We start from the raw sequence: 22,037 nt of genomic DNA, 5'->3' as shown, positions 1-22,037 counted from the left end.
CCCGCCGTGACGACCCTCGCCCCTTTTCTGAACCGTCCGAGACTCTCATGCTGCTAGCCCAGATCAGCGACCTGCATATCAAACGCCCCGGCGCGCTCGCTTACCGCCGCGTCGACACCGCCGCGTATTTCAGCCGCTGCATCGCGGCGCTCAATGCGCTCGAGCCGCGCCCGGACGCCGTGATCGTGACCGGCGACCTCGTCGACCAAGGCGACGTCGAACAGTACGAGCACCTGAAAACGCTGCTCGCGCCGCTGCAGATTGCCTGTTACCTGCTGGTCGGCAATCACGACGACCGCGCCGCGCTGCGCACGGTGTTTAGCGAACGACGCGAGCTCTTCGAAGGCGGCGAGTTCGTGCAGTACGTGGTGGACGTCGGCGCGCTGCGTGTGCTCGCGCTCGATTCGATCGTGCCCGGCGCGAGCGGCGGCACGTTGTGCGCGGCGCGCCTCGCGTGGCTCGAACGGCAACTCGACGCGGCACGCGACAAAGCGGTAATCGTCGCGCTCCATCATCCGCCGTTCGTGTCCGGCATCGGTCATATGGATCGTGTGCGCCTCGATCCGGTGGCCGCCCGTGCATTCGAAGCGTTGATCGCACGCCATCCGAACGTCGAACGCGTGATCTGCGGACATGTGCACCGGCCGATGTTCGCGCGCTTTGCCGGCACGATCGCGTCGGCAGTGCCGGCGCCTGCGCATCAGGTCGCGCTCGATCTGCGCGACGACGGGCCGTCCGCGTTCCGCATGGAAGCGCCGGCTTTCGCGCTGCATCGGTACGACGCGGCGACGGGGCTCGTCACGCATCATGCGTATGTCGATGCGGGCGACGGCCCGTATCCGTTCCATGAGCCCGCCGGTGCGCTGATCGACTGAAGACTGCTGCCCACGCGCGGGGCCTTGACACGCCCCACGCCCGGCGTCGATACGCGGCGCTTCCTCACTCCCTTCCCGTCGCTGCGCGATCGACGTCTGTCGGGTATCATCGGCCTCGCCAGGCGCGTCCCGATCGGGCACGTGCGATCGAGGCGCCTCGCCACGAGGCGCTCCGCCGTTTCAACCATCAGCCGCACCTCATGTCCACTTCCGAAAGCTCCGGACCGTCCGATCGTTCGCCAGGCGGCCTGCTGCTGCTTCTCGCGACCATCGCCGGTATCTCGGTCGCGAACATCTACTACAACCAGCCTCTGCTCGACGACTTCCGCAAGTCGTATCCGCATAGCGCCGAATGGGTCGGCGTCGTGCCGGCCTCGACGCAACTCGGCTATGCGGCCGGCATGCTGCTGCTCGCGCCGCTCGGCGACCGTTTCGATCGGCGTGCGCTGATCCTGCTGCAAACCGCCGGCATGTGCATCGCGCTGCTGTGCGCGACGTTCGCGCCGACGCTTTCGATACTCGTCGCCGCCAGTCTCGCAATCGGCATTCTCGCGACGATCGCGCAGCAGGCCGTGCCGTTCGCGGCCGAGATCGCGCCACCCTCGGCGCGCGGCCAGGCGGTCGGCATCGTGATGAGCGGGCTGCTGCTCGGCATCCTGCTCGCCCGTACGGCAGCGGGTTTCATCGCGGAGTATTTCGGCTGGCGCACGGTGTTCGGCGTGTCGATCGTCGTGCTGATCGCGCTCGCGGCCGTGATCGTCATGCGCCTGCCGCACAGCAAGCCGACCTCGACGCTGCCGTACGGCCAGCTGCTCGCATCGATGTGGCATCTGACCGTCGAACTGCGCGGACTGCGCGAAGCGGCACTCACGGGCGCGTCGCTGTTCGCGGGCTTCAGCGCATTCTGGTCGACGCTCGCGCTGCTGCTCGCCGGCCCGCCGTTCCATCTCGGGCCGCAGGCGGCGGGCCTGTTCGGCATCGTCGGCGCGGCCGGTGCGCTGGCTGCGCCGCTCGCCGGCAAATCGGCGGACCGTCGCGGTCCGCGCGCGGTCGTCACGCTGTCGATCGGGCTTTGCGCGATATCGTTCGTCGTATTCGCACTGTCGGGCTCGAGCCTCGTGGGGCTCGTGATCGGCGTGATCGTGCTCGACATCGGCGTGCAGGCCGCGCAGATCTCGAACCAGTCGCGCATCTATGCGCTCAAGCCCGAGGCGCGCAGCCGCGTGAATACCGTTTATATGGTCGTGTACTTCATCGGCGGCTCGCTCGGCTCGCTGGCGGCAGCGCTCGTGTGGCCGCGCTTCGGCTGGGTCGGCGTGAGCATCGCGGGACTGCTCTTCACGGGCCTCGCCGCGTGGAATCATCAGCGCACCGGGCGCAAGGTGGCGGCCGCGTCGCGATAACGGCGCGCAACCACGACCAGATCAACACGCGATCACATCGCAATCGCGTCGCGGCCACGTTGCAAAAAGTGCCTGCAAAAAGGTTGATCGCTGCAACAAGTGCAGACGCAACGCGGCCGCGTTGTTCTCGCGCGAGCACGTTGCGTCCGCCGCGGCGCGCTCAGCGGCTCGAGAGCAGGTCCGCCATATCGTCCGCGTGCTCTTCCTCGACCGCGAGAATTTCCTCGAAAATGCGGCGCGTCGTCGTATCGGCGTCGCCGAGATAGCGCACGATCTCGCGATACGTATCGATCGCGATCCGCTCGGCGACGAGGTTCTCGCGAATCATGTCCTTGAGGTCGGCGCCTTCCTTGTATTCCGAGTGCGAGCGCGCGGTCAGGCTGTCGGGTGCGAAGTCCGGCTCGCCGCCGAGCTGCACGATGCGCGCGGCGAGCTGGTCCGCGTGCTGCTGCTCTTCGTTGGCGTGCTCGAGAAACTCCTGCGCGACCCCTTCCGAATTGATGCCCTTCGCCATGAAATAGTGGCGCTTGTAGCGCAGCGTGCAAACGATTTCCGTCGCAAGCGCGCCGTTCAACAGCTTGAGCACGGTTTCGCGATCGGCCTTGTAGGTTTGCGTGACCGGACCGTCGTCCATATCCTGACGCGCCTGGGCGCGGATTCTTTCGAGGTCCATCACGAACGGGCCTTTCGCTGCGCTGCCCTGGGCTTCAGATGAGTTCGACATTTATCGGCTCCTTATGCGATGGGTGGGGATTGTGGCGGTACGCGCATGCGTGCCGCCGCGTTTATAGGAAAGTTGCTTCGGCTACGTTCGGAACACGCCGAGCAACAGCGTGACGACGAACACCACCAGGAAGATGTAGAACAGAATTTTTGCGATTTCGGCCGCGCCCGCCGCAATGCCGGTAAATCCGAACACTGCGGCAATGATCGCGATCACGAAGAATACGAGTGCGTAATGCAGCATGGCGACGCTCCCTTTTCAACGATGCGTGCTTGTCCGGCGACGTCCGTCGCTAATCGACGATCTTCTTCGTCACGACGAAGCCAAGTACGAGAAACACAACGCACAGAATCACGAACACGATGAACAGAATCTTCGCGATCGCCGCCGCGCCCGCCGCCACGCCGGTAAATCCCAGCAACCCGGCAATCACGGCCACGACAGCGAAGAACAGCGCCCACTTCAGCATGATGGATCCCTCCTCTGGTCAATTGATTGACATCATGGTCGTTAGCACGGATCGGACCCGCGTTGCGACAAGGCACCGAACAATCTTCACGAGGGCAGGAACGCCGCTTGCTAGCCGTGAAATCAGACCGGATCGGCTGCTGTCCTGAGCCGGGTCGAATGAACGCGCGCTCGCTCGGTCGTCGAGCGGCGCGCGCGAATCCATCGTGCATCCTTATAAGGGGAAGACTCATGGCTCGACTCATCGCTTTGCTTCTGTTCGTGGCGGCAGGCACGGCCACGCTCTCTGCATGCAATACGGTCTCCGGCGCCGGCCAGGATATCTCGAAGGGCGGCCAGGCCATCACCAACTCCGCCGACAAGGCGAAGGAGTAATTCCGTAGCTGGCGGCGTCCACTCGCAGCCAGCGGGTGTGCGCCGCCACGTTCCTGACCCGTCCTCAAAAAAAGCGGCCCGCGTGACGCGGGCCGCCTCGACAGCTCCTCCCTGAAGCCGCGTCGTTATTGTCCCGTCAACGTGTTGGTCAGCAGCACGGCCGGCTGCGATGTATTGCCGCCTTGCGCGACGAGCACGTCGATCTGGTTCGGCAGCAGCTGGCTCAGCGTGCCGGCGATCGGCACCGTCGTCAGGAGCCAGTCCGCGTTGTTCGACAGCGAGAACGGAGCCGACTGGAAGATGACCGTCTTCGTGCTGGCCGTCGTCGCAATCAGCACATAGGTGCCGCCGTCGATATAAACCGAGTCCTGGCCGGACGGAGGAACGGCGTTCTTGAACGACACGGCCGACAGCGTCGGGCCCACTGTGTTGATGTTCGTCCCTTGCGCAACGATATAGAAGTCGACGTTCTGCGCGTTGACCGTCGCGTTGTACGCACGCACGCGCGCGCTATTCGACAGGAGCCCCTTGTCGAACGGATCGTCGATCAGGCCGATGTCGGGCGCGGTCAAACCCGGCACGGCCAGCACCGTGTACTCATGGCCCTTCGCAACGTCGGGGAAGGTGCCGCTCGCCAGCGCGGTCATGCTTCCCGTCAACGAATAGCCGACCACCGTCTGGCCGGTATTCACGTTTGCAAAATTGGTGACTCCCTTGTAGTTGATGTTCGTCTGCAACGCGGCGCCATTGACAAGGAAATCGACCGCCGGACCGCCCGCGATCGCGTGCACGAAACGCATCTCGGGATTGGTCAAACCGAGTTCCTTGCTCGCGTCGCTACCCCCGCCGCAAGCCGTCAACAAGGATGCCGCACTAGCCAGTGCCGCGATCGTACGGATGAGCTTCATTTGCCACCTCTCTGATATCGGGCGTGTCCTCGCCCATTGATATGCGGCTTGCCGCAGACGCGCTGCGCTTCCGGTTGTCGTTGTCGACGCAGCGGGCCTTCCAAACAGCGGCATGCCTTTCCTGTCCCTTGGTCACGGGCGGCGGCGAACGCCGTTGCGTCGTTCGTCGCTGTCCGCGTCGTTTGGACGGAGCGCATTCAGCAAACGGTGTGCCGTGCGAAAGCGATACGCACTGCAAACATCAAAGGTGACCTGTCAGAGAAAGGACATCCGATGTTTAGAGGTCTTCATCGGAGATGTTTGCTGCGAGGCGGCGTACCACGCCAGCGCCGGCCGGGAATGGCCAACGTTACACGCGCATGTGCAGCCGTTACCGTGTGGCAGCGGATGTCACGTCGCGCGGAGTAAGTGGAGCGAGCAGGAACGACCCGGGACGTGCGGGACGGCGTGTGCGCGGCGGCGCGTTCATGCGCGCGGACGCCGCCGGTAGTCGAACCAGAACGCAAGCCCGACGCTCGCGAGAATGACGACGGTCGCAATCACCGTCGAGCGCGTGACGGGCTCGGCCAGCAACAGCGCGCCGAGCGCGACCGCGACGAGCGGATTCACGTACATGCAGCTGCTCGCGATGATCGGACTCGTGTGGCGGATCAGATAACCGTACGCAACGTACGCGGCCATCGTGCCGACGAGCATCAGATAGAGGAACGCGACCAGCGGGCCGAAGTGCAGTTCGAGCATCCGCTCGCCGGATACCCACGCGACGAACGTCGAAATCGCCCCGCCCAGACCGATCTGCAACGCGGTCGACAGAAACAGATCGGACGGCAGCGTCAGGCGACCGGCCAGATGCGCACCGCCTGCCCAGAAGAGCGCGCCGCAAAGAATCGCGAGGCTGCCGCCCGCCGAGCCCGGCGACGTATCGCCATGACTGAGGATCATGATGCCGATCAGCCCGAGGCCGACCGCGAACCACTCGCCGCGCGCGATGCGGCGCCCCGCCACCGCGGCGATCACGGTGGCGAACAGCGGCACCGTCGCGACCATCACGGCCGCCGTGCCGGTGCCGACCGTGCGCATGCCGTAGGCGAGCATGCCGCTCGACAGCCCGACGAGCATCGTGCCGACCAGCGCCGCATTGCGCACCTGCTCGAGGCTCGGCGGCGACGGGCGCCGACGGATCGCGAAGACGAAAAGGCCGATGCCGGCGAAAAAGTTTCGCAGGCCCGACATCAGAAGGGGCGGAAACGAACCGAGCGCGACGTGCACGCACAGATAGGTCGAGCCCCAGACCAGATAGACGACCGCGAGCGCAAGCGCAATGCGGCCGCCTCTCGATCCCGGCAAACGGAATGGGAAGCGCGCAGGCAGATTTACGCGCATGGACGCCGCCTGCCGCTGCCGGTCGTCGCTCGCTCCGGACCACGATGGTCGGGCAGCAATACGGCGGGGCACGCCGCGCAAACGGGCGCGGCGGCGGCAAGACGGACGGGGCGGAAACGCATGGCAGTGGAGCGGTAGATGGGCGCTGTAAAACGACGCCCCGCAATTATGCAGTAACCGCTCCACTTGCCGGCGAAATCGTGGCGGCGCAATCGTAACGAAACGTTCGCGCGCCGTGCCGCCCCCGACGCGCTGCTCCGCCTCCGGTTGCCCGGTCGCTTACTGGCTCATCGCACCCGACGCTTCGTGGCTCATCGCGTCGCCCTTCTTCATGCTGTCGTGCTTCATTTTGTCTTTCGAGCCCGACTTGGCCATCTTGTCGTGGGACATCGCATCCTTCGACATCGAGTCCTTCGACATCTTGTCGTGGGACATTGCATCCTTCGACATCGAATCCTTCGACATTGCATCGTTCGACATCGCGCCGCTTGCCTGTGCGAAAGCGGCCGTGCCCGTTACGAGGAAGGCTGCTGCCATTGCTGCCATTGCGAATTTCTTCATGCTTGACTCCGTGTGTGTGTACTTCCATGAACCGGCGTTGCCGGGTGCCTTCCGAGGCTGCTGCTGCAAGCCATCGCGCGAGCAATGACGCGCATCAGCTGCCTCCGAACCAGTTGTACCCCTGGTCGCTCCAGTAGCCGCCGGGGTACTTATTCGTGACGAAAATCTCGACGATGTGCTTCGGGTTCTTGTAGCCGAGCTTGGTCGGCATCCGCAGCTTCATCGGGAAGCCGTATCTGGCGGGCAGACGCTCGCCGTCGTAGTCGAACGTGAGCAGCGTCTGCGGATGCAGCGCGGTCGGCATATCGATGCTTTCGTAGTAGTCGTCCGCGCATTTGAAGCCGACGTACTTCGCGCTCGTATCGGCGCCGACGCGCTTGAGGAAATCGCCGAACGAGGTGCCGCCCCAGCGGCCGATCGCGCTCCAGCCTTCCACGCAGATATGCCGCGTGATCTGTTCCTCGTGCGGCAGCGCGACGAGTTCGGGCAACGTCCACGTCCGCTTGCCGGTGACGAGGCCGCTCAATTGCAGACGGTACGTCGCTTCGTCGACGTGCGGCACCTGGTCGATGCCGTAGTACGCATTGAACGGGAACGGCCGCGTGATCTGCGCCTCCGTGTAGGTCGGCGCAAGCTGCGTCGGGCTGAACAGCAACGCCTGCGCGCTATCGTTGAGCCGCGACACCGCCATGAGAAACTTGTTGACCGAATCGTCGTCGGTCAGCGAACAGCCGGTCAGCATCGACAGGCCGCCCAACGTCAGCAACTGCCTGCCGAAGAGGCGCCGCGACGGCATCGTGAGTTCGCGTTGCGCATCCTGCAAAATGGACTGGCGGTCGAGTTTGCTTGCGGGTTTGAGTTTGTCGTTCATCACCTTCTCCTGTTCTTCTCAGCGACCACGCAGCATGGCGATCAGCGAGCGCGGCACGAGCGCCACCATCGCGAGGTGCACGACGATAAATGCCGCCATCAGCGCCATCGCGCAGAAGTGCACGACGCGCGCGTTGTCGTAGCCGCCCATCAGATCGCGCAACAGCGGAAATTGCACCGACTTCCAGATTGCGAGCCCCGACAGCACGAGCACGATCAGATCGCAGATCACGAACAGATACGCGAACTTCTGCACCGCGTTGTAATGCGAGAGGTCCGCGTGCGATAGCTTGCCGGTCAGCGCAGCGATGAAGTCGCGCAGGATTGCGCGCGGCGACAGCGGAAAGAACTTGCGCAGCAGACGTCCGCTCGCAATGTTCAGCGCGAGATAGACGATGCCGTTGAACACGAGCAGCCACATGCCCGCGAAGTGCCACTGCAGCGCGCCGCCGAGCCAGCCGCCCAGGGTCAGGTTCGTCGGAATCACGAAGCCGTGAAATACCGGCGACGCGTCGTAGATGCGCCAGCCCGACAGCATCATGACAATCGCGGCAAGCGCATTGAGCCAGTGCCCGACGCGGACCCAGCGCGGGTGAATCGTGCGCGAACCCGCGGCGGGCGGTGGCGCGGCATCCGCATCGGCGGGGGCTTGCGGATCGCCCGGCCGGGCGGCAAGCTTCGCGAAAGGTTGCATGACAGACTCCGTTATTCAGTTGATGGACGTTTGTCGAAGCGCCGCCGCCGATATGACAGCCGCGCACGAAATTTTTTCTTCGGGATGAAACACGCCGATCAGGAGGGAGGGCGAAGTGCCCCGGTATCTTCGACGTGCCTGTCAAGATTTTAGTAGTCGACGCGGCGCGTGCCAGCCGTACAAAGGTATGGGGCGACTAACCCCTGTATCGACAGGTTGCCAAGCAGCACCGAGCCAGGTTATCTTGTCCGCTGCTAACGCGGGGGTCCTGCGTTACGCATCGTTGTCCGCTGAATCCGGCCTGATTGTTGGGGCGAACTGTTCGGGTGAATCGCGCAGTAAGTGCCCAGTAAGCGCATCGCTAACCGGTTCCGCAGACAATATCGCGTAGCGTGGGTGAGAAATACCCTTTGAACCTGATCTGGATAATGCCAGCGCAGGGAAGCGTTCGGGTTTCGCCCCTCAGTTGCAAGCCTCTCGCGAACCCGTCCCACTTCCTCTCGTCTCCCGTGTAGCGCAACCAGAAGCGGTCCGCCACAGGAGAGCCACGTGAACGCCAACCCGAAATTCATTTCCGCCGAAGCGCATGTCGATGCAGCTGCCGTCGAGCCGCTGCCGAATTCGCGCAAGGTCTACGTCACCGGGTCGCAGCCCGATATTCGCGTGCCGATGCGCGAAATTACGCAAGCCGACACGCCGACCGGCTTCGGCGGCGAGAAGAATCCGCCGATCTACGTCTACGACACGTCGGGCCCGTACACGGACCCCGACGCGCGCATCGACATCCGCGCGGGCCTGCCTGCGCTGCGCCAGCGCTGGATCGAAGCGCGCGGCGACACCGTGTCGCTCGACGGTCTGTCGAGCGATTACGGCCGCGAGCGCGCAGCCGACCCGGCCACCGCGCAACTGCGCTTCCCGGGGCTGCACCGCACGCCGCGCCGCGCGGCGGCCGGCGCGAACGTGTCGCAAATGCACTATGCAAGGAAAGGCATTGTCACGCCCGAGATGGAATACATCGCGATTCGCGAGAACCAGCGGCGCGCCGAATATATCGAGAGCCTGCGTACGAGCGGCCCGACCGGCGCGAAGCTGGCCGACATGATGGGCCGCCAGCATCCGGGCCAGGCGTTCGGCGCGGCGGCATTCGGCGCAGCGGCGTCCGGCGCGAATGCACTGAATGAAATCACGCCCGAGTTCGTGCGCGAAGAAGTCGCGCGCGGCCGCGCGATCATTCCGGCCAACATCAATCACCCGGAAAGCGAGCCGATGATCATCGGCCGCAACTTCCTCGTGAAGGTCAACGCGAATATCGGCAATTCGGCTGTCACCTCGTCGATCGGCGAGGAAGTCGACAAGATGACGTGGGCGATCCGCTGGGGCGGCGACACGGTCATGGATCTGTCGACCGGCAAGCACATTCATGAGACGCGCGAATGGATCATCCGCAATAGCCCGGTGCCGATCGGCACGGTGCCGATCTACCAGGCGCTCGAGAAGGTCAACGGCAAGGCCGAGGACCTGACGTGGGAAATCTTCCGCGACACGCTGATCGAGCAGGCCGAACAGGGCGTCGACTACTTCACGATTCATGCGGGCGTGCGCCTGCAATACGTGCCGCTCACGGCGAACCGCATGACCGGCATCGTGTCGCGCGGCGGCTCGATCATGGCGAAGTGGTGCCTTGCGCATCATCGCGAGTCGTTCCTCTATGAGCACTTCGAGGACATCTGCGAAATCATGAAAGCGTACGACGTGAGCTTCTCGCTCGGCGACGGCCTGCGCCCCGGCTCGATCTACGACGCGAACGACGAAGCCCAGCTCGGCGAGCTGAAGACGCTCGGCGAACTCACGCAGATCGCGTGGAAGCACGACGTGCAGACGATGATCGAAGGTCCGGGCCATGTGCCGATGCAGCTGATCAAGGAGAACATGGACCTGCAGCTCGACTGGTGCAAGGAAGCGCCGTTCTACACGCTCGGACCGCTCACGACCGATATCGCACCGGGCTACGACCACATCACGTCTGGCATCGGCGCGGCGATGATCGGCTGGTTCGGCACCGCGATGCTGTGCTACGTCACGCCGAAGGAACACCTGGGCCTGCCGAACAAGGACGACGTGAAGGAAGGCATCATCACGTACAAGCTCGCGGCGCACGCAGCCGATCTGGCAAAAGGCCATCCGGGCGCGCAGGTGCGCGACAACGCGCTTTCGAAGGCGCGCTTCGAATTCCGCTGGGAAGATCAGTTCAACCTCGGTCTCGATCCGGACAAGGCGCGCGAATTCCACGATGAAACCTTGCCGAAAGACTCCGCTAAAGTCGCGCACTTCTGTTCGATGTGCGGCCCTCACTTCTGCTCGATGAAAATCACGCAGGACGTGCGCGAGTTCGCCGCGCAACAGGGGGTCAGCGACGACGAAGCGCTGCGCAAAGGCATGGAAGTGAAGGCCGTCGAATTCGTGAAGAGCGGCGCCGAGATTTATCGGCGGCAGTAAAAGCGCCTTCTCGTAAGCCATCACGCTCGCGCATCACGCAAACTTTGCCTGATGCGCGTGAAGCCAAGCCCGCCGTGCTTTGCGCACGCGCGGGTTTTTTGCGTCCGATGCGGCCCGGCTTCGGGATCGCTGCAAGATTCGGGCCGCAACGAAACATTTGATTACCGAACGGACACTTTGCTGACAAGCCCATACAAATCGAAACCGCGCGCGGCGATACCATGATGCGTAAGGGTTGAAGCGCTACGGAAGGCTCGTAGCCGGCCCGCTCAAGAATAAGGAGAGAGATCATGAAAGCGTTGCAGCGAATCGGAGCGTGTACGGTGATCGCGGTTTTCGTCGCGGGGCTGTCGGCGTGCGGCGGCATGTCGCGCCAGGGTCGCGATACCGCGGTCGGCGCCGGTGTCGGCGCGGCGGCCGGCGCGGCTATCGGCGGCACGGGTCTGTCGACGGTCGGCGGTGCTGCGGCTGGCGGCCTGATCGGTCACGAAGTGGGCAAGTAACCTGTAAACATCGGCGACAACGGTCCACCAGCAGGTCCGCAATCCGCTGCGCGAGCGTGCGAAGCGAGTGACGCGTCAAGTGACGCGTCGCGATGTTTTGCAACGCTGTGAAATATGCGGTAACCGCTTTGCAACGCGCGCGTTGCATCGCTGGCGTAAGCTCCTCGCATCGTTCGAACGCGCGCCATGGCGGCATGGCGTCGCGAGGCCGTATCAGGAGCACGTCATGAACCACTCATCCGCCGCGGCTCGCGTGAGCGGCGCCACTGCTATCGCCTTCGGCTTATCGGTCTTATCGGGCTGCTATTACGTCGGCCCCTATCCATACGGTTATTACGGCGCAGCGCCCTATCCTGCTCCTTATGCAACGCAAGAGCCGGCGCAAGGCGCACCGGACGTCGCGCAAGGCGACCAATCAAATCACCCATACGCTGCACCTGCCGGCCCCGACGACCAGGCGGCCAGTTCGCAGTTCGATCCGAACGCACAAGAGGCCCCGCAAGCGGCACCGCCCGCTGCAGCTTATGCGCCTGCGTATGCGCCCGCGCCCGTCGTGGCTGCACCCGCCTACTATCCCGTTTATCCTGCTTATCCCGCATACTATCCGCCGTACGGCTACGGCGGCCCAGGCTGGTGGGGACCGGGCGTGTCGCTCAACTTCGGCTTCTACGGTCATTACGGCCACTATGGTCACTATGGCCATCATCACTAGCCGATGCTGGCGGCACGGCACGCACCCTTCCAAATGCCCCGCGTTAACCATTCATTTTCATTACGAAGGAATAGTGGTCGACGTGAAGTGTTGACCTCTTCTGGCGAACTTCGCGAGGTCGACGCGCGTTTCGAGGTTGTTTCCCTATTGACTGCATTCGCGCGCGCTCTATCCTTGCGGTTGCCACTGCTACGCCTGCTTAAAAAAGGGGAACCGCGTTCGCGCGGCGCCATCTTCATCCGTACTGCTCGCCCTCGATTCGCCATGCGATGCGCGGTAAAGCCAGAGCCATGTCGAGTCGAACAACAAAGAAGGAGACGTGATGTTTCACCAGCTGTTGACGCCTATTGGTAATTCGCTGTTCCCGTCGTTCATCGTTGCCGCTCTACCCATCATCGTCGTACTCATCCTGCTCGGCTGGGCTCGCCGCCCCGCATGGCAAGCCTCGCTCGCGGGCCTGATCGTCGGCCTCGTGGTCGCGATCTTCGTGTGGCAGTTTCCGGTCGGGCTCGCGATCAATTCTGTCGTCGCGGGCGCCGTGTTCGCCGTCTGGCCCGTGATGTGGATCGTGGTCACCGCGATCCTGCTGTACAACATCGCGGTGCGCTCGGGCCGCTTCGCGGCTTTCCGGATGTGGATGATCGATCACCTGCCCAACGACCGGCGCATCGTGCTCGTCGTGATCGGCTTCTCGTTCGGCGCGCTGCTCGAAGGCATCTCGGGCTTCGGCACGCCGATCGCGATCACCAGCTCGCTGCTCATCATGATGGGCTTCCCGACGCTCGAAGCGCTGACCTTCACGCTGATCTTCAACACCGCGCCCGTCGCCTTCGGCGCGCTCGGCGTACCGATCACGGTGCTCGGCGCAGTCACGCACCTGCCTGCCGATACGCTCGGCAAGATGGTCGGCCGTCAGTTGCCGTTCTTCGCGTTTCTGCTGCCGTTCTATGTGATGGCCGTGTATGCGGGCTTCCGCAAGATGGCCGCGATCTGGCCGGTGCTGCTGGTGGCCGGTGGCAGCTTTGCGCTGACGCAGTTCGTCACGTCGAACTACATCAACTACAGCCTGACCGACGTGTTGTCGTCGCTCGTGTCGCTCGTCATCACGATCCTCTTTCTGCGTGTCTGGCGCCCCGCGCCCGATCCGGAATTCGCGATCAACGTCGATCGCGCGAGCGAAGTGCGCAGCGAGATCAGCGGCATTCAGGGCTGGTATCCGTGGCTGATCGTCTCGGCCGTCGTGATCATCTGGACCGTCGCGAAGGTCTTCCTGATCGGCGACGTCAAGGTGCCGTGGCCGGGTCTCGACAAGGCGGTCTACATCACGCTGTATAACCAGCCGTATGGCGCCATCTGGGACTTCCAGCCGCTCGCGACCGGCACCGCGATTCTCGTCGCGGCGATCATCACGTCGTTCGTCGTCGGCCTGAAGCCGTCGGAGTTCGGCCGCGCAGTCGTCGACACGTGGGTGCAGACGCGCATCGCGATCTTCACGGTCGCGACGATCGTCGGTCTCGCGTATCTGATGAACTACTCGGGCCTCAACTACACGCTGGGTCTCGGCGTTGCGTCGGTCGGCGCGTTCTTCCCGCTCGTGTCGGCGTTCCTCGGCTGGGTCGCGGTGTTCCTGTCGGGCAGCGATACGTCAGGCAATGCGCTGTTCGGCAACCTGCAGGTCGTCGCCGCCAATCAGCTGGGGCTGCATCCGGTGCTGATGGCCGCGACCAACTCGTCGGGCGGCGTGATGGGCAAGATGATTTCGCCGCAAAACATCTCGACCGGTGTCGCGACAACGGAACTGAAAGGCAAGGAAGGCGTCGTCTTCGCGAAGACCTTCAAGCACTCCATCGTCCTCACGATCGTGCTCGGCATTCTTGTCTGGCTGCAGCAGAATTACCTGCAAGGGATGATTCCGCATTGATCGATTGGATCGATTGATCGATTGATCGCAGCAGACCGCGCCCCGCGCGCGGTTGTCCGAAGTGATCGCCTGACGGGCGGCGCCGCCAAAGCGCCGCCCGCTTTCATATGCGCCGTGCCGCGCGCAGTGCGCGTCATTTACTTCCATTCCCCTTCCTGTTTCTTGCTATTTCATTGCGTCGTGAACCGTCGCGCTTACAGCCGGTGATACCATGCGTGCGCGTCTCGACTCAACTGCGCGCGACGTCCCGCCCATGACTCCAGTCAATATCGTTCAACTGTCGATCCTCGCCGCGCTATGGGGCGCATCGTTTCTGTTTATTCGCATCGGCGTGGCCGATTTCGGCGTGGCGCCGTTGATGGCGCTGCGCGTCGGCATCGGTGCATTGTTTCTCGTCGTCGTACTGATTATCCGGCGGCCGTTGCGTGCGTCGATCGATACGCTCAGGCAGCGTGCGTGGCCGCTCGCCGTGGTCGGCGTGCTCAATTCAGCCGCGCCGTTTTGCCTGTTCGCCTATGCCGAGCTCACGCTCTGCGCCGGCGTGACGTCGGTCATCAATGCGACGACGCCGCTATGGGGCGCGCTCGTCGCGTTCGCGTGGCTCAAGGATCGGCTCGACGTACTGCGCAGCGTCGGCCTCGCGATTGGCTTTGCCGGTGTGCTGATGCTGGTCTGGGATCAGATCGTCGCGCCCGGCGCGGGCACGGCCGCCACGCCCGCGACGACGGCGCTCGCCGCCGCCGCGGCGCTCGGCGCGACGCTCTTGTACGGCATCGCCGCGAGCTATACGAAGCGGCATCTGATGGGCGTCGACGCGTTGAGCGTCGCAGCCGGCACGATGATCGGCGCGACCATCGTGCTGCTGCCGTTCGCAATCGCACAATGGCCGGCGGCACCGGTTACGCTGCACGCGTGGGCATCGATACTCGGGCTCGGCATCGGCTGCACCGGTATCGCCTATATGCTGTTCTTCCATCTGATCGCGGTCGCCGGTCCCGCGCGCGCGATCACCGTGACGTTCGTGATTCCGGTGTTCGGCATCTTGTGGGGCGCCCTCTTTCTCGGCGAGCGCGTGTCGGCCGGCATGCTCGCGGGCTGCGCGGTGATACTCGTCGGCACCGCGCTTGCGACCGGTGTCGTCAAGCGCATTCCGGGTTCAGGTGCACGCGCTGGCAGAAACGCCGCAGGCGCCGCAGCCGCAGCCGGCGATAAACATTGATTCGATGCACCGGCGGCGCATACGGCGCCGGGAAAGAGGAGCCGCAAACAAAAAAGCCGCGAAGACGAATATCGTCTCGCGGCTTTGTGCTTTCTGCGGACCGCCATTGCGGCGGCCCGTGCCGATAAGTAATCGCGGCAATCAGTGCAGCTGGTCGACCATCAGCGACATGATCTGCTTCGCCTGCGACGACGTGTCGACCGTGCCCTTGTCGTCGATAACGGCAACACGCGTCTGGTTTGGCGTAATCGCACGCACGTTCACGCGATATTGCTTTGCGACTTTCTCCTTGCGGCCATGGAAAACCTGGCTCCAGAAGCCCTGCTCGGCGGAGCTCATGTCTTTCGGATCGACGTAGCGCACGAAGTAGATGCCCTTCGTACGGTCGCGATCGTCGACCGTGAAGTTGCTGCGATCGAGCGCGAGGCCGACGCGCAACCACGCGCGATCGTACGGTTCGCCGAGCATCAGTTCGGCGTTCGAGTACTGCGCGCTCGGACCGGCACTGGCGGCGCCGTTCGCCGCGCGTTCTTCGGCCGTCGGCGTTTGCGCGGCCAGCGCGACGTTTTGCGCGGCCGTGGCCGCAGCAGCGGAGTTCGCACCGGTCGGGCTTGCGATCGACGCGGCGCCGGGCGCGGTTTGCGAGCCGGCCGGCGACAGCGCGACATTCTGGATCTCGCCGCCGCCCGCCGTGCCGGACGGGTTCGCGCGCGCCTGTGCCTGCACGAGCGACGCCATCAGACGCTTCAGGTATTCGGCTTCGAGCGCCGGATCGTTCGGCTTCACGGCCCACGTGCTCGAATCGTTGTTCGCGCCGGTCAGCTGTTCGCGCAGCCCCTTCTGGCTCACGAATACATACGTGCCGCCGTTCGGCGCCGCCTCGAGACGCGTGCGGTACTTGTTGCGCTCGGCGGTCACATACGAATTGCCGAGCGCTTTCGTGAGCGTGCTGCGGATCAGACCGTCGTTGATCGCCGGATGCGTTTCGTTCCAGTCCGTTTCCATCACGTTGCGCTTACGGTCGTCGACGACCAGCAGAAAGCCCTGTTCCTGCCAGAAGCGGCGCACTTGCGGCCACACCTGATCGGGCGATTCGTTATCGACAACGAGCCAGCTTTCGGTGCCGTCGCGCTGGATATGCATGTTGGAGACGGCCGGCACGACCGCCGTATCGGGCGGCGCCGAGCTTTGCACCTGCTGCAGCGCGGACAGGGACGTCTGGCCGCTTTGCGGCGGCAGCGAACGCTGATCGGCGGTCTCGTCGATCATGTTCGGCGGGACGGCCAGCGACACTTCCTTCGATTTCTGGTCGCTTTTGTAGTCGATTTTGGTCGGCGACGACGTGCCGCAGCCGGCGACCAGACCGCCTGCCATCAGCAATGCTGCAAACCGCTTGGTGAGACGAAGATCAGTCATGTTCGGGGAATCCTTCCGCTACGCCACGGCAGTATCCGTGGATCAACCCGCTATTTTACCGGTCCGGCGACCCCGATGGCAAAAACCGGGTTGACCGGCTCGCGTTCGGCGCGCACTTGCACCGGAATTTAACACTCGGCAAGGTTTTCGCCGACATTCGAGCAAACCATCGAATTTGAGATAAGTCTATTGTTTTGTCTGGAAATTTCGGGCGCGCCGCATACCTAATTTTGAGATTGAAGCCGCGCATTATCCCGCGCGGTTGATGGGCCGGACAACCGCGGTGCTATCTTGAATTAACGGTCCCCATAAAGTTAGGAAACCTAGCCAAATGAATTTCGCGATAACTCTGCGCATCATGCGCCGCGGCGTCGTGCTCGCGGCTGGTTCGACGGCATTCCTGATCGCGGCGCCCGCCCGCGCGCAACTCGGCGGCACGATGCCTGCCACCGCGCAGGCCGGCAGCGCGGCCGTCGCGAATCGTCTGGCCGACGCCAGCATCCGGATACGCGCGTGGACCGACGAAGGCGGCACGACGATCCACGAATACGCAACCGGCGACGGACTGATCTTCGCCTACACGTGGGAAGGCCCGACGATGCCGAATCTCGACGGGTTGCTCGGCCGGTACAGCGGATCTTATCGCGCGAAAGCGGCCGAGCTTGCCGGCTCGCGAGCGAGCCTGCATGCGTCGCGCGTCGTGCAGCCCGACGTGATCGTCGATTCCGGCGGGCAAATGCGCAGTTACGTGGGTCGTGCATGGCTGCCGGCGGTGATCCCCCCCGGCATTTCCCCCTCGGATTTGCAATGAAGGAGAATGCTCGTGGACACGCGAAATGCTCTTCATCTTTACCCCGGTCTCGTCCTCCACCATTTGCAGGTCCGTTACGCGAAACTGGTCCTCGTTGCCGGGCTTGCCACGCACAGCGTCGTGATGGCGATGGTCGTTGTTTCGGCGGCCGCGCTAGCCGGATGTGGCGGCGGTGGTGGCGCGGACAGCGGACAGCCGCCTGTCGCGGCGGGGAACGGCAACCCGGCCGCCGACCCGGCGCCGCCCGCCCCGCCATCGTCGCCGCCCGCGATCCCGCAGTCGAGCACGCCGAACGTGCAGCCGATCGCGGTCAACGCGTTGCCGACCCGCACGCGCAACATGTTGACGACGAGCGTCACGGTCTGCGCGCCGTCGACCAACGACTGCGCGACGATCGACAATGTGCAGGTCGACACCGGATCAAGCGGACTGCGCATCCTGGCGTCCGCCCTCCCGGCCTCGCTCGACTTGCCGGCCGTCGCCGGCGCCGGCGGTGCGGCGGGCGCCGGCACGATAAGCGGCTCGTGCGGCGTGTTCGGCAGCGGTTATACGTGGGGTGCGGTGCGAACCGCGGACGTGCGGATGGCGGGGCAAATCGCCGCCGCGCTGCCGATTCAGGTGATCGCCGATCCTACGTTGCCGGCCGTTCCCACCGACTGCGCGAATTCCGGCCCGCCGATGATGTCGCCGGCGACGCTGCGCGTGAACGGCATTCTCGGCATCGGCCTGTTCAGCACCGACTGCGGCAGCGCATGCACGCGCAACGCGCTGCCGCGCTGGTACTACACCTGCGTGTCCGGCGGCACCTGCACGCCAGGCTCGCAACCGCTCACCTCGCAAGTGGGCAACCCGGTGGCCGACTTCGCGGAAAACAATAACGGCGTGATCATCGAGTTGCCCGCGATACCGGACGCGGGTGCGCAGTCCGTCACGGGCCAGCTGATTTTCGGTATCGGCACACAGGCAAACAACACGCTCGGCGGCGCGACCGTCATCCGAACCAACACGCAAACCGGCCGCATCGTCACCAGCGCGGACGGACAGACCTGGCCGAACAGCTTCATCGACAGCGGCTCGAACGGCATGTTCTTCGCTACGACGCTGGCCCAATGCGGACTGTGGTACTGCCCGCCGTCCGGTGCGACGCTGAGCGCCACGATGACCGGCACCGACGGCGCCGCAATCACGCTATCGTTTCCGGTCGGCAACGCGCAGGCGCTGCTTGCCAGCACGAACAACGCATTCGACAACCTCGCGGGGCCGTCGAACACGATGTTCGACTGGGGGCTGCCATTCTTCTTCGGACGGCGTGTCTATACCGCGATCGAAGCGCGCGCGACGGCCGCGGGCGACGGGCCGTATTACGCCTTCTGAAGCGCCTTCTGAATCGCGGCGCGTGGGTTAGCCGGCTTGCAGCCCCCTCGACTGCGCGCCGACGACACGAATCTCCACACGCCGGTCGCGCGCAAGGCAATCGATCAACGCCGCGCGATCGCGCATGGTGCACGTAGTACCCGGCTGTGCTTTGCCGAGACCACGCGCATCGATCGGCACGGCCACGCCGCTGTCGACCAGATAGCGCCGCACCGTATCGGCGCGCAGCCACGACAGACGCAGGTTGTAGCCGTCCGGGCCGAGCCTGTCCGTGTATCCCGAGACGACGACCCGCTCGATCGTGTCGAGCGCGCGCAGACGCACCGCGACCCGGTCGAGTTGCCGGCGCCCTTCGTCGCTGATCGCCGCGAGATCGCCGCGGCCGAAGTCGAACAGCGCGTCGGCCGACAGCGAAATGACTTCGGACTCGTGCGGCACCGGTCGCGCGACGGTACACGCGGCGAGCGCCTGTCCGGCTTCGCGCAAAGGAGTTTGCAGCTGGTCGGCACGCTGCTGTGCGGTCGCGAAAGCGCGCGTCCATGCGTCATGTCCGGCGCGCGTCAATTCGACTTCCGCACACGCGGCCCGCCTCTGCGCCGGTATGCACGCGGCGAAACGGCTATCGGCCTTTAGCGCATTCAGTTGCTCCCATAGATCCGGGCGCACCGGTACCGAGGTGCGCAAATGTTGCGTTTCGGCTGCCCTGCCATGGCCCATGCCCGTGCCCGCGCCTGTGCCCGATTCGAGCCCGCCGATCAGCGCCGCGGCTTCGCCGATCGATTCCTCGACGAAGCCCCATTCGTCATGCGCCGCGAAGGCCTCTTTGCCCGTGTCGATCCAGCATTGCGCCTTCGCGCCTGCGTACGAATCTTTCTTCGTCCCGAGCCGGTCGAGCCTCGTCTGCAACGTATCGAGCGTCGCGCCGTGGCGCTTGATCGGCGTGTACGTGTCGGTCCATTGTTTGACTGCTGCGCCCGCCGCGGCGTCTTGCGGCGTGCCGAATCCGCCCTGCGCGACCGACGGATCGCGAATAGCGAGCTTTTCGCGCGCCACCTCGCTCGTGCACCCTGAAAAGGCGGCGAGCGCGGCCGCAACGACGACCCATTGCTTCATTTCGTTCCCTTAGGCATACGCGCCGCGCGTGCATCCGGCAAAATTCCGCACGCACGGCACTCGTTCATTGATCTGGTTTTGCTTCGACGGCTGAGCGCGGCGCGTCAGTCTCCAATGACGATGCCGACTCCCGCGCGGACAATCGTGCTGTTGCCGCCTGACGAAGCAACGCCCGCGTTGACGTTGAACGTGCCCTTCTCGCTCCAGCGCGACACGCCGATCGCGAGCGCCGCCTGGCCGCGATAGGCGGCAACACCCGCATTGAGTGTCGTGCGCCCGGGCAGATACGGCGTGACGATCTGCAGCGCGGACGCCGAAGCGATGCCTTTGCGCGTGCTGCGGTCAAGGTCGTTGAGCGCCTGGTTCGCCTGGTTGAACGAGGCATTCAACTGATCGAGATTGACCGCGTCGGTGCCGCGCGTGCCCGGTGCGACGTTCGTGATCTGCCGCTCGGCGCCCGCGCTGCCGACCGACACCGCATTCGCACGATCGGCAACCGACCCGGCGCCGAGCGCAACCGCGCCGTCGGCGGAGGCGGCGCTGTTCCAGCCGAATGCCGATGCACCGTTGCCTTTCGCGACCGCTTGAGCGCCGATCGCACTCGCCGTGTCGCCGGTCGCGCTCGCATTCGCACCGAACGCAAGCGCCGCTTCGCCATTTGCCGACGCGTTGGCGCCAAGCGCCGCGGCACGCGTGCCGCTCGCCTGCGCGGCTTCGGTCGCCGCATTGCCGTTCACGGCGACGAACGGGCTCGCCGCGCGCGGCTGGTCGTTGATGATGACCTGGCTGATCGCGCTGTTCAGCTGGGCCACGTTGACCGCGTCGGTATCGGCGACACCCGCCGCCACGTTCGCGATCTGACGCTCGTACCCGGCCGAACCGATCGACACGACGTTCTCGCGGTCCGCAGTCGAGTTCGCGCCGAGCGCGATCGACCCATCCGCCGTCGCGCGTGCATTGCCACCGATGGCGACCGCTTCGACGCCCGTTGCCGCTGCATCGCTCGACGCCGAATTCGCGCGGAAGTATCGAACGGCCGTGGTGGTTCCGCCCGTGATGTTATTCACCACGCTGGTCAGATCGTCGATACGGACCGTATTCGCCTTGACGCGCCCATCGAGATTCTTCAAGGCATCGCCGACCGTGTAATAGACCATGCCGCCGACGCCGTAGGCTGGCAAGGACACGCTGCCGTCCGCGTTCACCGCGGCGCCGCTGCCGAGCGCCGTCACGACGCCCTTCAACTGCGCGATGTTGACGACATCGGTATCGGACGTGCCCGCGGCCACGTTGACGATTTGCCGCTGCAGTTTCGCATTGCCGACCGACACCGCGTCCTGCCGGTCTGCGAACGAGTTCGCGCCGAGCGCGACGCTGCCCGTGCTGGTTGCCAGCGTGTTGGCGCCTAGCGCGAGCGCCGCGTCCGCAAAGGCAACCGCGCTCGATCCGAGCGCGACCGACTGCACGCCCGACGCCGTCGCCTCCGAGCCCATCGCGAGCGTCGCAGCGCCGTCGCCGCGCGCCATATAACCGATCGCGACCGCGCCGTCCGCGTCGAAACCCGTGGTCGCGCTCGTGCCGATCGCGGTCGAGCGCAGTCCCAATGCACCCGCGCCCGAACCGACCGCCGTCGAATAACTGCGCGCCGCGAACGCGCCCGCGCCAAACGCGGTCGCGTTGATACCGGAAGCCGCCGAGGTCGGGCCGACCGCCATCGCGTTCAGATCGTCGGATGCATGTGTCGGCGCGCCCGGCGTGGTATTCGCGCTGACCGAAATGTAGTTGGTGACCGGCGCCGCGGCGAGCATGGCGGCACGCAACGGCAGCGCGGGCTGCGGTGCGGAAAGCTGCTGCATCGTCTGAAGCGGCACGCCGTCCACTTCGCGCGCTTCGGCCGCATCGGCCGACCCCGCCGCATGCGCAAACGAAGCCGCCCCGACACCGACCGCAAGCACCGCCAGCCGTGCCTTGCCCGCGGGCGGTCGCAACCGCCAACGCCGCGCACTGCGCTCGCCACCCACCACCGATGCATATTTGTCGCGCGCACGCGTGACATATCGTCTGTTCTTCATCTCTAGCCTGATACTCGTAAATGACCGACTGAACCGGGCGAACGCCGACCTGCCGGCTTCAACCGCCAGGATTTTCGATTCACGCCCGCTTATTAATATGGATGTCGAATTAAATTGATGACACCGGCAACTTCAAGAA

Annotated in this window: 21 protein-coding genes; 10 read left to right on the top strand and 11 right to left on the bottom strand. The window is 64.7% G+C overall.

Annotated elements, in window-relative coordinates; translation table 11 throughout:
• Positions 1 to 47: 47 nt before the first annotated feature.
• Both BTO02_RS08775 and BTO02_RS08770 read left to right on the top strand, forming a co-directional pair.
• A complete protein-coding gene (locus BTO02_RS08775; RefSeq protein WP_075156707.1) occupies positions 48 to 875 on the top strand; it encodes a phosphodiesterase in 828 nt (275 codons plus the stop codon).
• 200 nt (positions 876 to 1,075) lie between these two features.
• On the top strand, positions 1,076 to 2,278 hold the full coding sequence (locus BTO02_RS08770; RefSeq protein WP_075156706.1) for an MFS transporter: 1,203 nt from the start codon (positions 1,076 to 1,078) through the stop codon (positions 2,276 to 2,278).
• A 160-nt stretch (positions 2,279 to 2,438) separates the two neighbouring features.
• Here BTO02_RS08770 and BTO02_RS08765 read toward each other — a convergent pair whose 3' ends face one another.
• The 3 genes from BTO02_RS08765 to BTO02_RS08755 form a co-directional block, all read right to left on the bottom strand.
• On the bottom strand, positions 2,439 to 3,002 hold the full coding sequence (locus BTO02_RS08765) for a ferritin-like domain-containing protein (protein ID WP_075156705.1): 564 nt from the start codon (positions 3,000 to 3,002) through the stop codon (positions 2,439 to 2,441).
• A gap of 81 nt (positions 3,003 to 3,083) precedes the next feature.
• Positions 3,084 to 3,245: a DUF1328 domain-containing protein gene (locus tag BTO02_RS08760; RefSeq protein WP_012400904.1), complete on the bottom strand. Its 162-nt coding sequence runs from the start codon at positions 3,243 to 3,245 to the stop codon at positions 3,084 to 3,086.
• Positions 3,246 to 3,294: 49 nt separating this feature from the next.
• Positions 3,295 to 3,471 (bottom strand): DUF1328 domain-containing protein, encoded by a 177-nt coding sequence (locus BTO02_RS08755; protein WP_075156704.1) that lies wholly within the window; start codon positions 3,469 to 3,471, stop codon positions 3,295 to 3,297.
• Positions 3,472 to 3,701: 230 nt separating this feature from the next.
• Between BTO02_RS08755 and BTO02_RS08750 the strand changes: the two genes are divergently transcribed.
• Positions 3,702 to 3,845, top strand: coding sequence for an entericidin A/B family lipoprotein (locus BTO02_RS08750; protein WP_075156703.1), 144 nt, complete (start codon positions 3,702 to 3,704; stop codon positions 3,843 to 3,845).
• Between the two features lie 125 nt (positions 3,846 to 3,970).
• Here the strand turns inward: BTO02_RS08750 and BTO02_RS08745 are convergent, their stop codons facing one another.
• From BTO02_RS08745 to BTO02_RS08725, 5 genes are all read right to left on the bottom strand, one after another.
• A complete protein-coding gene (locus BTO02_RS08745; protein WP_075156702.1) occupies positions 3,971 to 4,753 on the bottom strand; it encodes a DUF4397 domain-containing protein in 783 nt (260 codons plus the stop codon).
• A 465-nt stretch (positions 4,754 to 5,218) separates the two neighbouring features.
• Positions 5,219 to 6,136: an EamA family transporter gene (locus tag BTO02_RS08740; protein WP_075156701.1), complete on the bottom strand. Its 918-nt coding sequence runs from the start codon at positions 6,134 to 6,136 to the stop codon at positions 5,219 to 5,221.
• A gap of 279 nt (positions 6,137 to 6,415) precedes the next feature.
• Positions 6,416 to 6,697, bottom strand: a complete 282-nt coding sequence (locus BTO02_RS08735) for a pentapeptide MXKDX repeat protein (RefSeq protein ID WP_075156700.1) — start codon at positions 6,695 to 6,697, stop codon at positions 6,416 to 6,418.
• A 94-nt stretch (positions 6,698 to 6,791) separates the two neighbouring features.
• Positions 6,792 to 7,568 (bottom strand): molybdopterin-dependent oxidoreductase, encoded by a 777-nt coding sequence (locus BTO02_RS08730; RefSeq protein ID WP_075156699.1) that lies wholly within the window; start codon positions 7,566 to 7,568, stop codon positions 6,792 to 6,794.
• 18 nt (positions 7,569 to 7,586) lie between these two features.
• A complete protein-coding gene (locus tag BTO02_RS08725) occupies positions 7,587 to 8,261 on the bottom strand; it encodes a cytochrome b/b6 domain-containing protein (protein WP_083615046.1) in 675 nt (224 codons plus the stop codon).
• Between the two features lie 549 nt (positions 8,262 to 8,810).
• On the opposite strand from BTO02_RS08725, the gene thiC reads away from it, so the two are divergent.
• The 5 genes from thiC (at position 8,811) to BTO02_RS08700 (ending at position 15,112) form a co-directional block, all read left to right on the top strand.
• Complete coding sequence (gene thiC / locus BTO02_RS08720) at positions 8,811 to 10,757, top strand: phosphomethylpyrimidine synthase ThiC (protein ID WP_075156698.1); 1,947 nt, start codon at positions 8,811 to 8,813, stop codon at positions 10,755 to 10,757.
• A 290-nt stretch (positions 10,758 to 11,047) separates the two neighbouring features.
• A complete protein-coding gene (locus BTO02_RS08715) occupies positions 11,048 to 11,260 on the top strand; it encodes a glycine zipper 2TM domain-containing protein (RefSeq protein WP_075156697.1) in 213 nt (70 codons plus the stop codon).
• Between the two features lie 226 nt (positions 11,261 to 11,486).
• Complete coding sequence (locus BTO02_RS08710; RefSeq protein WP_156883782.1) at positions 11,487 to 11,972, top strand: hypothetical protein; 486 nt, start codon at positions 11,487 to 11,489, stop codon at positions 11,970 to 11,972.
• A 322-nt stretch (positions 11,973 to 12,294) separates the two neighbouring features.
• Positions 12,295 to 13,893 carry an L-lactate permease gene (locus BTO02_RS08705; RefSeq protein ID WP_075156696.1) on the top strand — a complete coding sequence of 533 codons (1,599 nt, stop codon included), beginning with the start codon at positions 12,295 to 12,297 and terminating at the stop codon, positions 13,891 to 13,893.
• 211 nt (positions 13,894 to 14,104) lie between these two features.
• Entirely contained in the window at positions 14,105 to 15,112 is a 1,008-nt protein-coding gene (locus BTO02_RS08700) for a DMT family transporter (protein ID WP_075156695.1), read from the top strand.
• Between the two features lie 141 nt (positions 15,113 to 15,253).
• On the opposite strand, the gene bamC is transcribed toward BTO02_RS08700, so the two are convergent.
• A complete protein-coding gene (gene bamC / locus BTO02_RS08695; protein WP_075156694.1) occupies positions 15,254 to 16,528 on the bottom strand; it encodes an outer membrane protein assembly factor BamC in 1,275 nt (424 codons plus the stop codon).
• 331 nt (positions 16,529 to 16,859) lie between these two features.
• Here bamC and BTO02_RS08690 point away from each other — a divergent pair, with 331 nt between their 5' ends.
• Together BTO02_RS08690 and BTO02_RS08685 are read left to right on the top strand one after the other, a co-directional pair.
• The gene (locus BTO02_RS08690) at positions 16,860 to 17,339 is read left to right on the top strand and encodes a DUF2844 domain-containing protein (protein ID WP_075156693.1); all 480 of its coding nucleotides are present in this window, start codon (positions 16,860 to 16,862) and stop codon (positions 17,337 to 17,339) included.
• Positions 17,340 to 17,462: 123 nt separating this feature from the next.
• The gene (locus tag BTO02_RS08685; RefSeq protein ID WP_075158718.1) at positions 17,463 to 18,713 is read left to right on the top strand and encodes a DUF3443 domain-containing protein; all 1,251 of its coding nucleotides are present in this window, start codon (positions 17,463 to 17,465) and stop codon (positions 18,711 to 18,713) included.
• A 27-nt stretch (positions 18,714 to 18,740) separates the two neighbouring features.
• Here BTO02_RS08685 and BTO02_RS08680 read toward each other — a convergent pair whose 3' ends face one another.
• Positions 18,741 to 19,826 (bottom strand): OmpA family protein, encoded by a 1,086-nt coding sequence (locus BTO02_RS08680; RefSeq protein ID WP_075156692.1) that lies wholly within the window; start codon positions 19,824 to 19,826, stop codon positions 18,741 to 18,743.
• Positions 19,827 to 19,930: 104 nt separating this feature from the next.
• Positions 19,931 to 21,898 (bottom strand): YadA family autotransporter adhesin, encoded by a 1,968-nt coding sequence (locus BTO02_RS08675; RefSeq protein ID WP_232243487.1) that lies wholly within the window; start codon positions 21,896 to 21,898, stop codon positions 19,931 to 19,933.
• Positions 21,899 to 22,037 lie beyond the last annotated feature (139 nt).

Source organism: Paraburkholderia sp. SOS3, assembly GCF_001922345.1.
Lineage (GTDB): Bacteria > Pseudomonadota > Gammaproteobacteria > Burkholderiales > Burkholderiaceae > Paraburkholderia.
Note: the sequence above shows the minus strand (reverse complement) of the source record. Positions and strands in the feature narration are given on the sequence as shown.

What these genes read in the sequence shown, in the direction of transcription:
- BTO02_RS08775 (WP_075156707.1), top strand. Translation starts at nt 48, where the DNA reads ATGCTGCTAGCCCAGATCAGCGACCTGCATATCAAACGCCCCGGCGCG.
- BTO02_RS08770 (WP_075156706.1), top strand. Translation starts at nt 1,076, where the DNA reads ATGTCCACTTCCGAAAGCTCCGGACCGTCCGATCGTTCGCCAGGCGGC.
- BTO02_RS08765 (WP_075156705.1), bottom strand. Translation starts at nt 3,002, where the DNA reads ATGTCGAACTCATCTGAAGCCCAGGGCAGCGCAGCGAAAGGCCCGTTC.
- BTO02_RS08760 (WP_012400904.1), bottom strand. Translation starts at nt 3,245, where the DNA reads ATGCTGCATTACGCACTCGTATTCTTCGTGATCGCGATCATTGCCGCA.
- BTO02_RS08755 (WP_075156704.1), bottom strand. Translation starts at nt 3,471, where the DNA reads ATGCTGAAGTGGGCGCTGTTCTTCGCTGTCGTGGCCGTGATTGCCGGG.
- BTO02_RS08750 (WP_075156703.1), top strand. Translation starts at nt 3,702, where the DNA reads ATGGCTCGACTCATCGCTTTGCTTCTGTTCGTGGCGGCAGGCACGGCC.
- BTO02_RS08745 (WP_075156702.1), bottom strand. Translation starts at nt 4,753, where the DNA reads ATGAAGCTCATCCGTACGATCGCGGCACTGGCTAGTGCGGCATCCTTG.
- BTO02_RS08740 (WP_075156701.1), bottom strand. Translation starts at nt 6,136, where the DNA reads ATGCGCGTAAATCTGCCTGCGCGCTTCCCATTCCGTTTGCCGGGATCG.
- BTO02_RS08735 (WP_075156700.1), bottom strand. Translation starts at nt 6,697, where the DNA reads ATGAAGAAATTCGCAATGGCAGCAATGGCAGCAGCCTTCCTCGTAACG.
- BTO02_RS08730 (WP_075156699.1), bottom strand. Translation starts at nt 7,568, where the DNA reads ATGAACGACAAACTCAAACCCGCAAGCAAACTCGACCGCCAGTCCATT.
- BTO02_RS08725 (WP_083615046.1), bottom strand. Translation starts at nt 8,261, where the DNA reads ATGCAACCTTTCGCGAAGCTTGCCGCCCGGCCGGGCGATCCGCAAGCC.
- BTO02_RS08715 (WP_075156697.1), top strand. Translation starts at nt 11,048, where the DNA reads ATGAAAGCGTTGCAGCGAATCGGAGCGTGTACGGTGATCGCGGTTTTC.
- BTO02_RS08710 (WP_156883782.1), top strand. Translation starts at nt 11,487, where the DNA reads ATGAACCACTCATCCGCCGCGGCTCGCGTGAGCGGCGCCACTGCTATC.
- BTO02_RS08705 (WP_075156696.1), top strand. Translation starts at nt 12,295, where the DNA reads ATGTTTCACCAGCTGTTGACGCCTATTGGTAATTCGCTGTTCCCGTCG.
- BTO02_RS08700 (WP_075156695.1), top strand. Translation starts at nt 14,105, where the DNA reads ATGCGTGCGCGTCTCGACTCAACTGCGCGCGACGTCCCGCCCATGACT.
- bamC (WP_075156694.1), bottom strand. Translation starts at nt 16,528, where the DNA reads ATGACTGATCTTCGTCTCACCAAGCGGTTTGCAGCATTGCTGATGGCA.
- BTO02_RS08690 (WP_075156693.1), top strand. Translation starts at nt 16,860, where the DNA reads ATGAATTTCGCGATAACTCTGCGCATCATGCGCCGCGGCGTCGTGCTC.
- BTO02_RS08685 (WP_075158718.1), top strand. Translation starts at nt 17,463, where the DNA reads ATGGCGATGGTCGTTGTTTCGGCGGCCGCGCTAGCCGGATGTGGCGGC.
- BTO02_RS08680 (WP_075156692.1), bottom strand. Translation starts at nt 19,826, where the DNA reads ATGAAGCAATGGGTCGTCGTTGCGGCCGCGCTCGCCGCCTTTTCAGGG.
- BTO02_RS08675 (WP_232243487.1), bottom strand. Translation starts at nt 21,898, where the DNA reads ATGAAGAACAGACGATATGTCACGCGTGCGCGCGACAAATATGCATCG.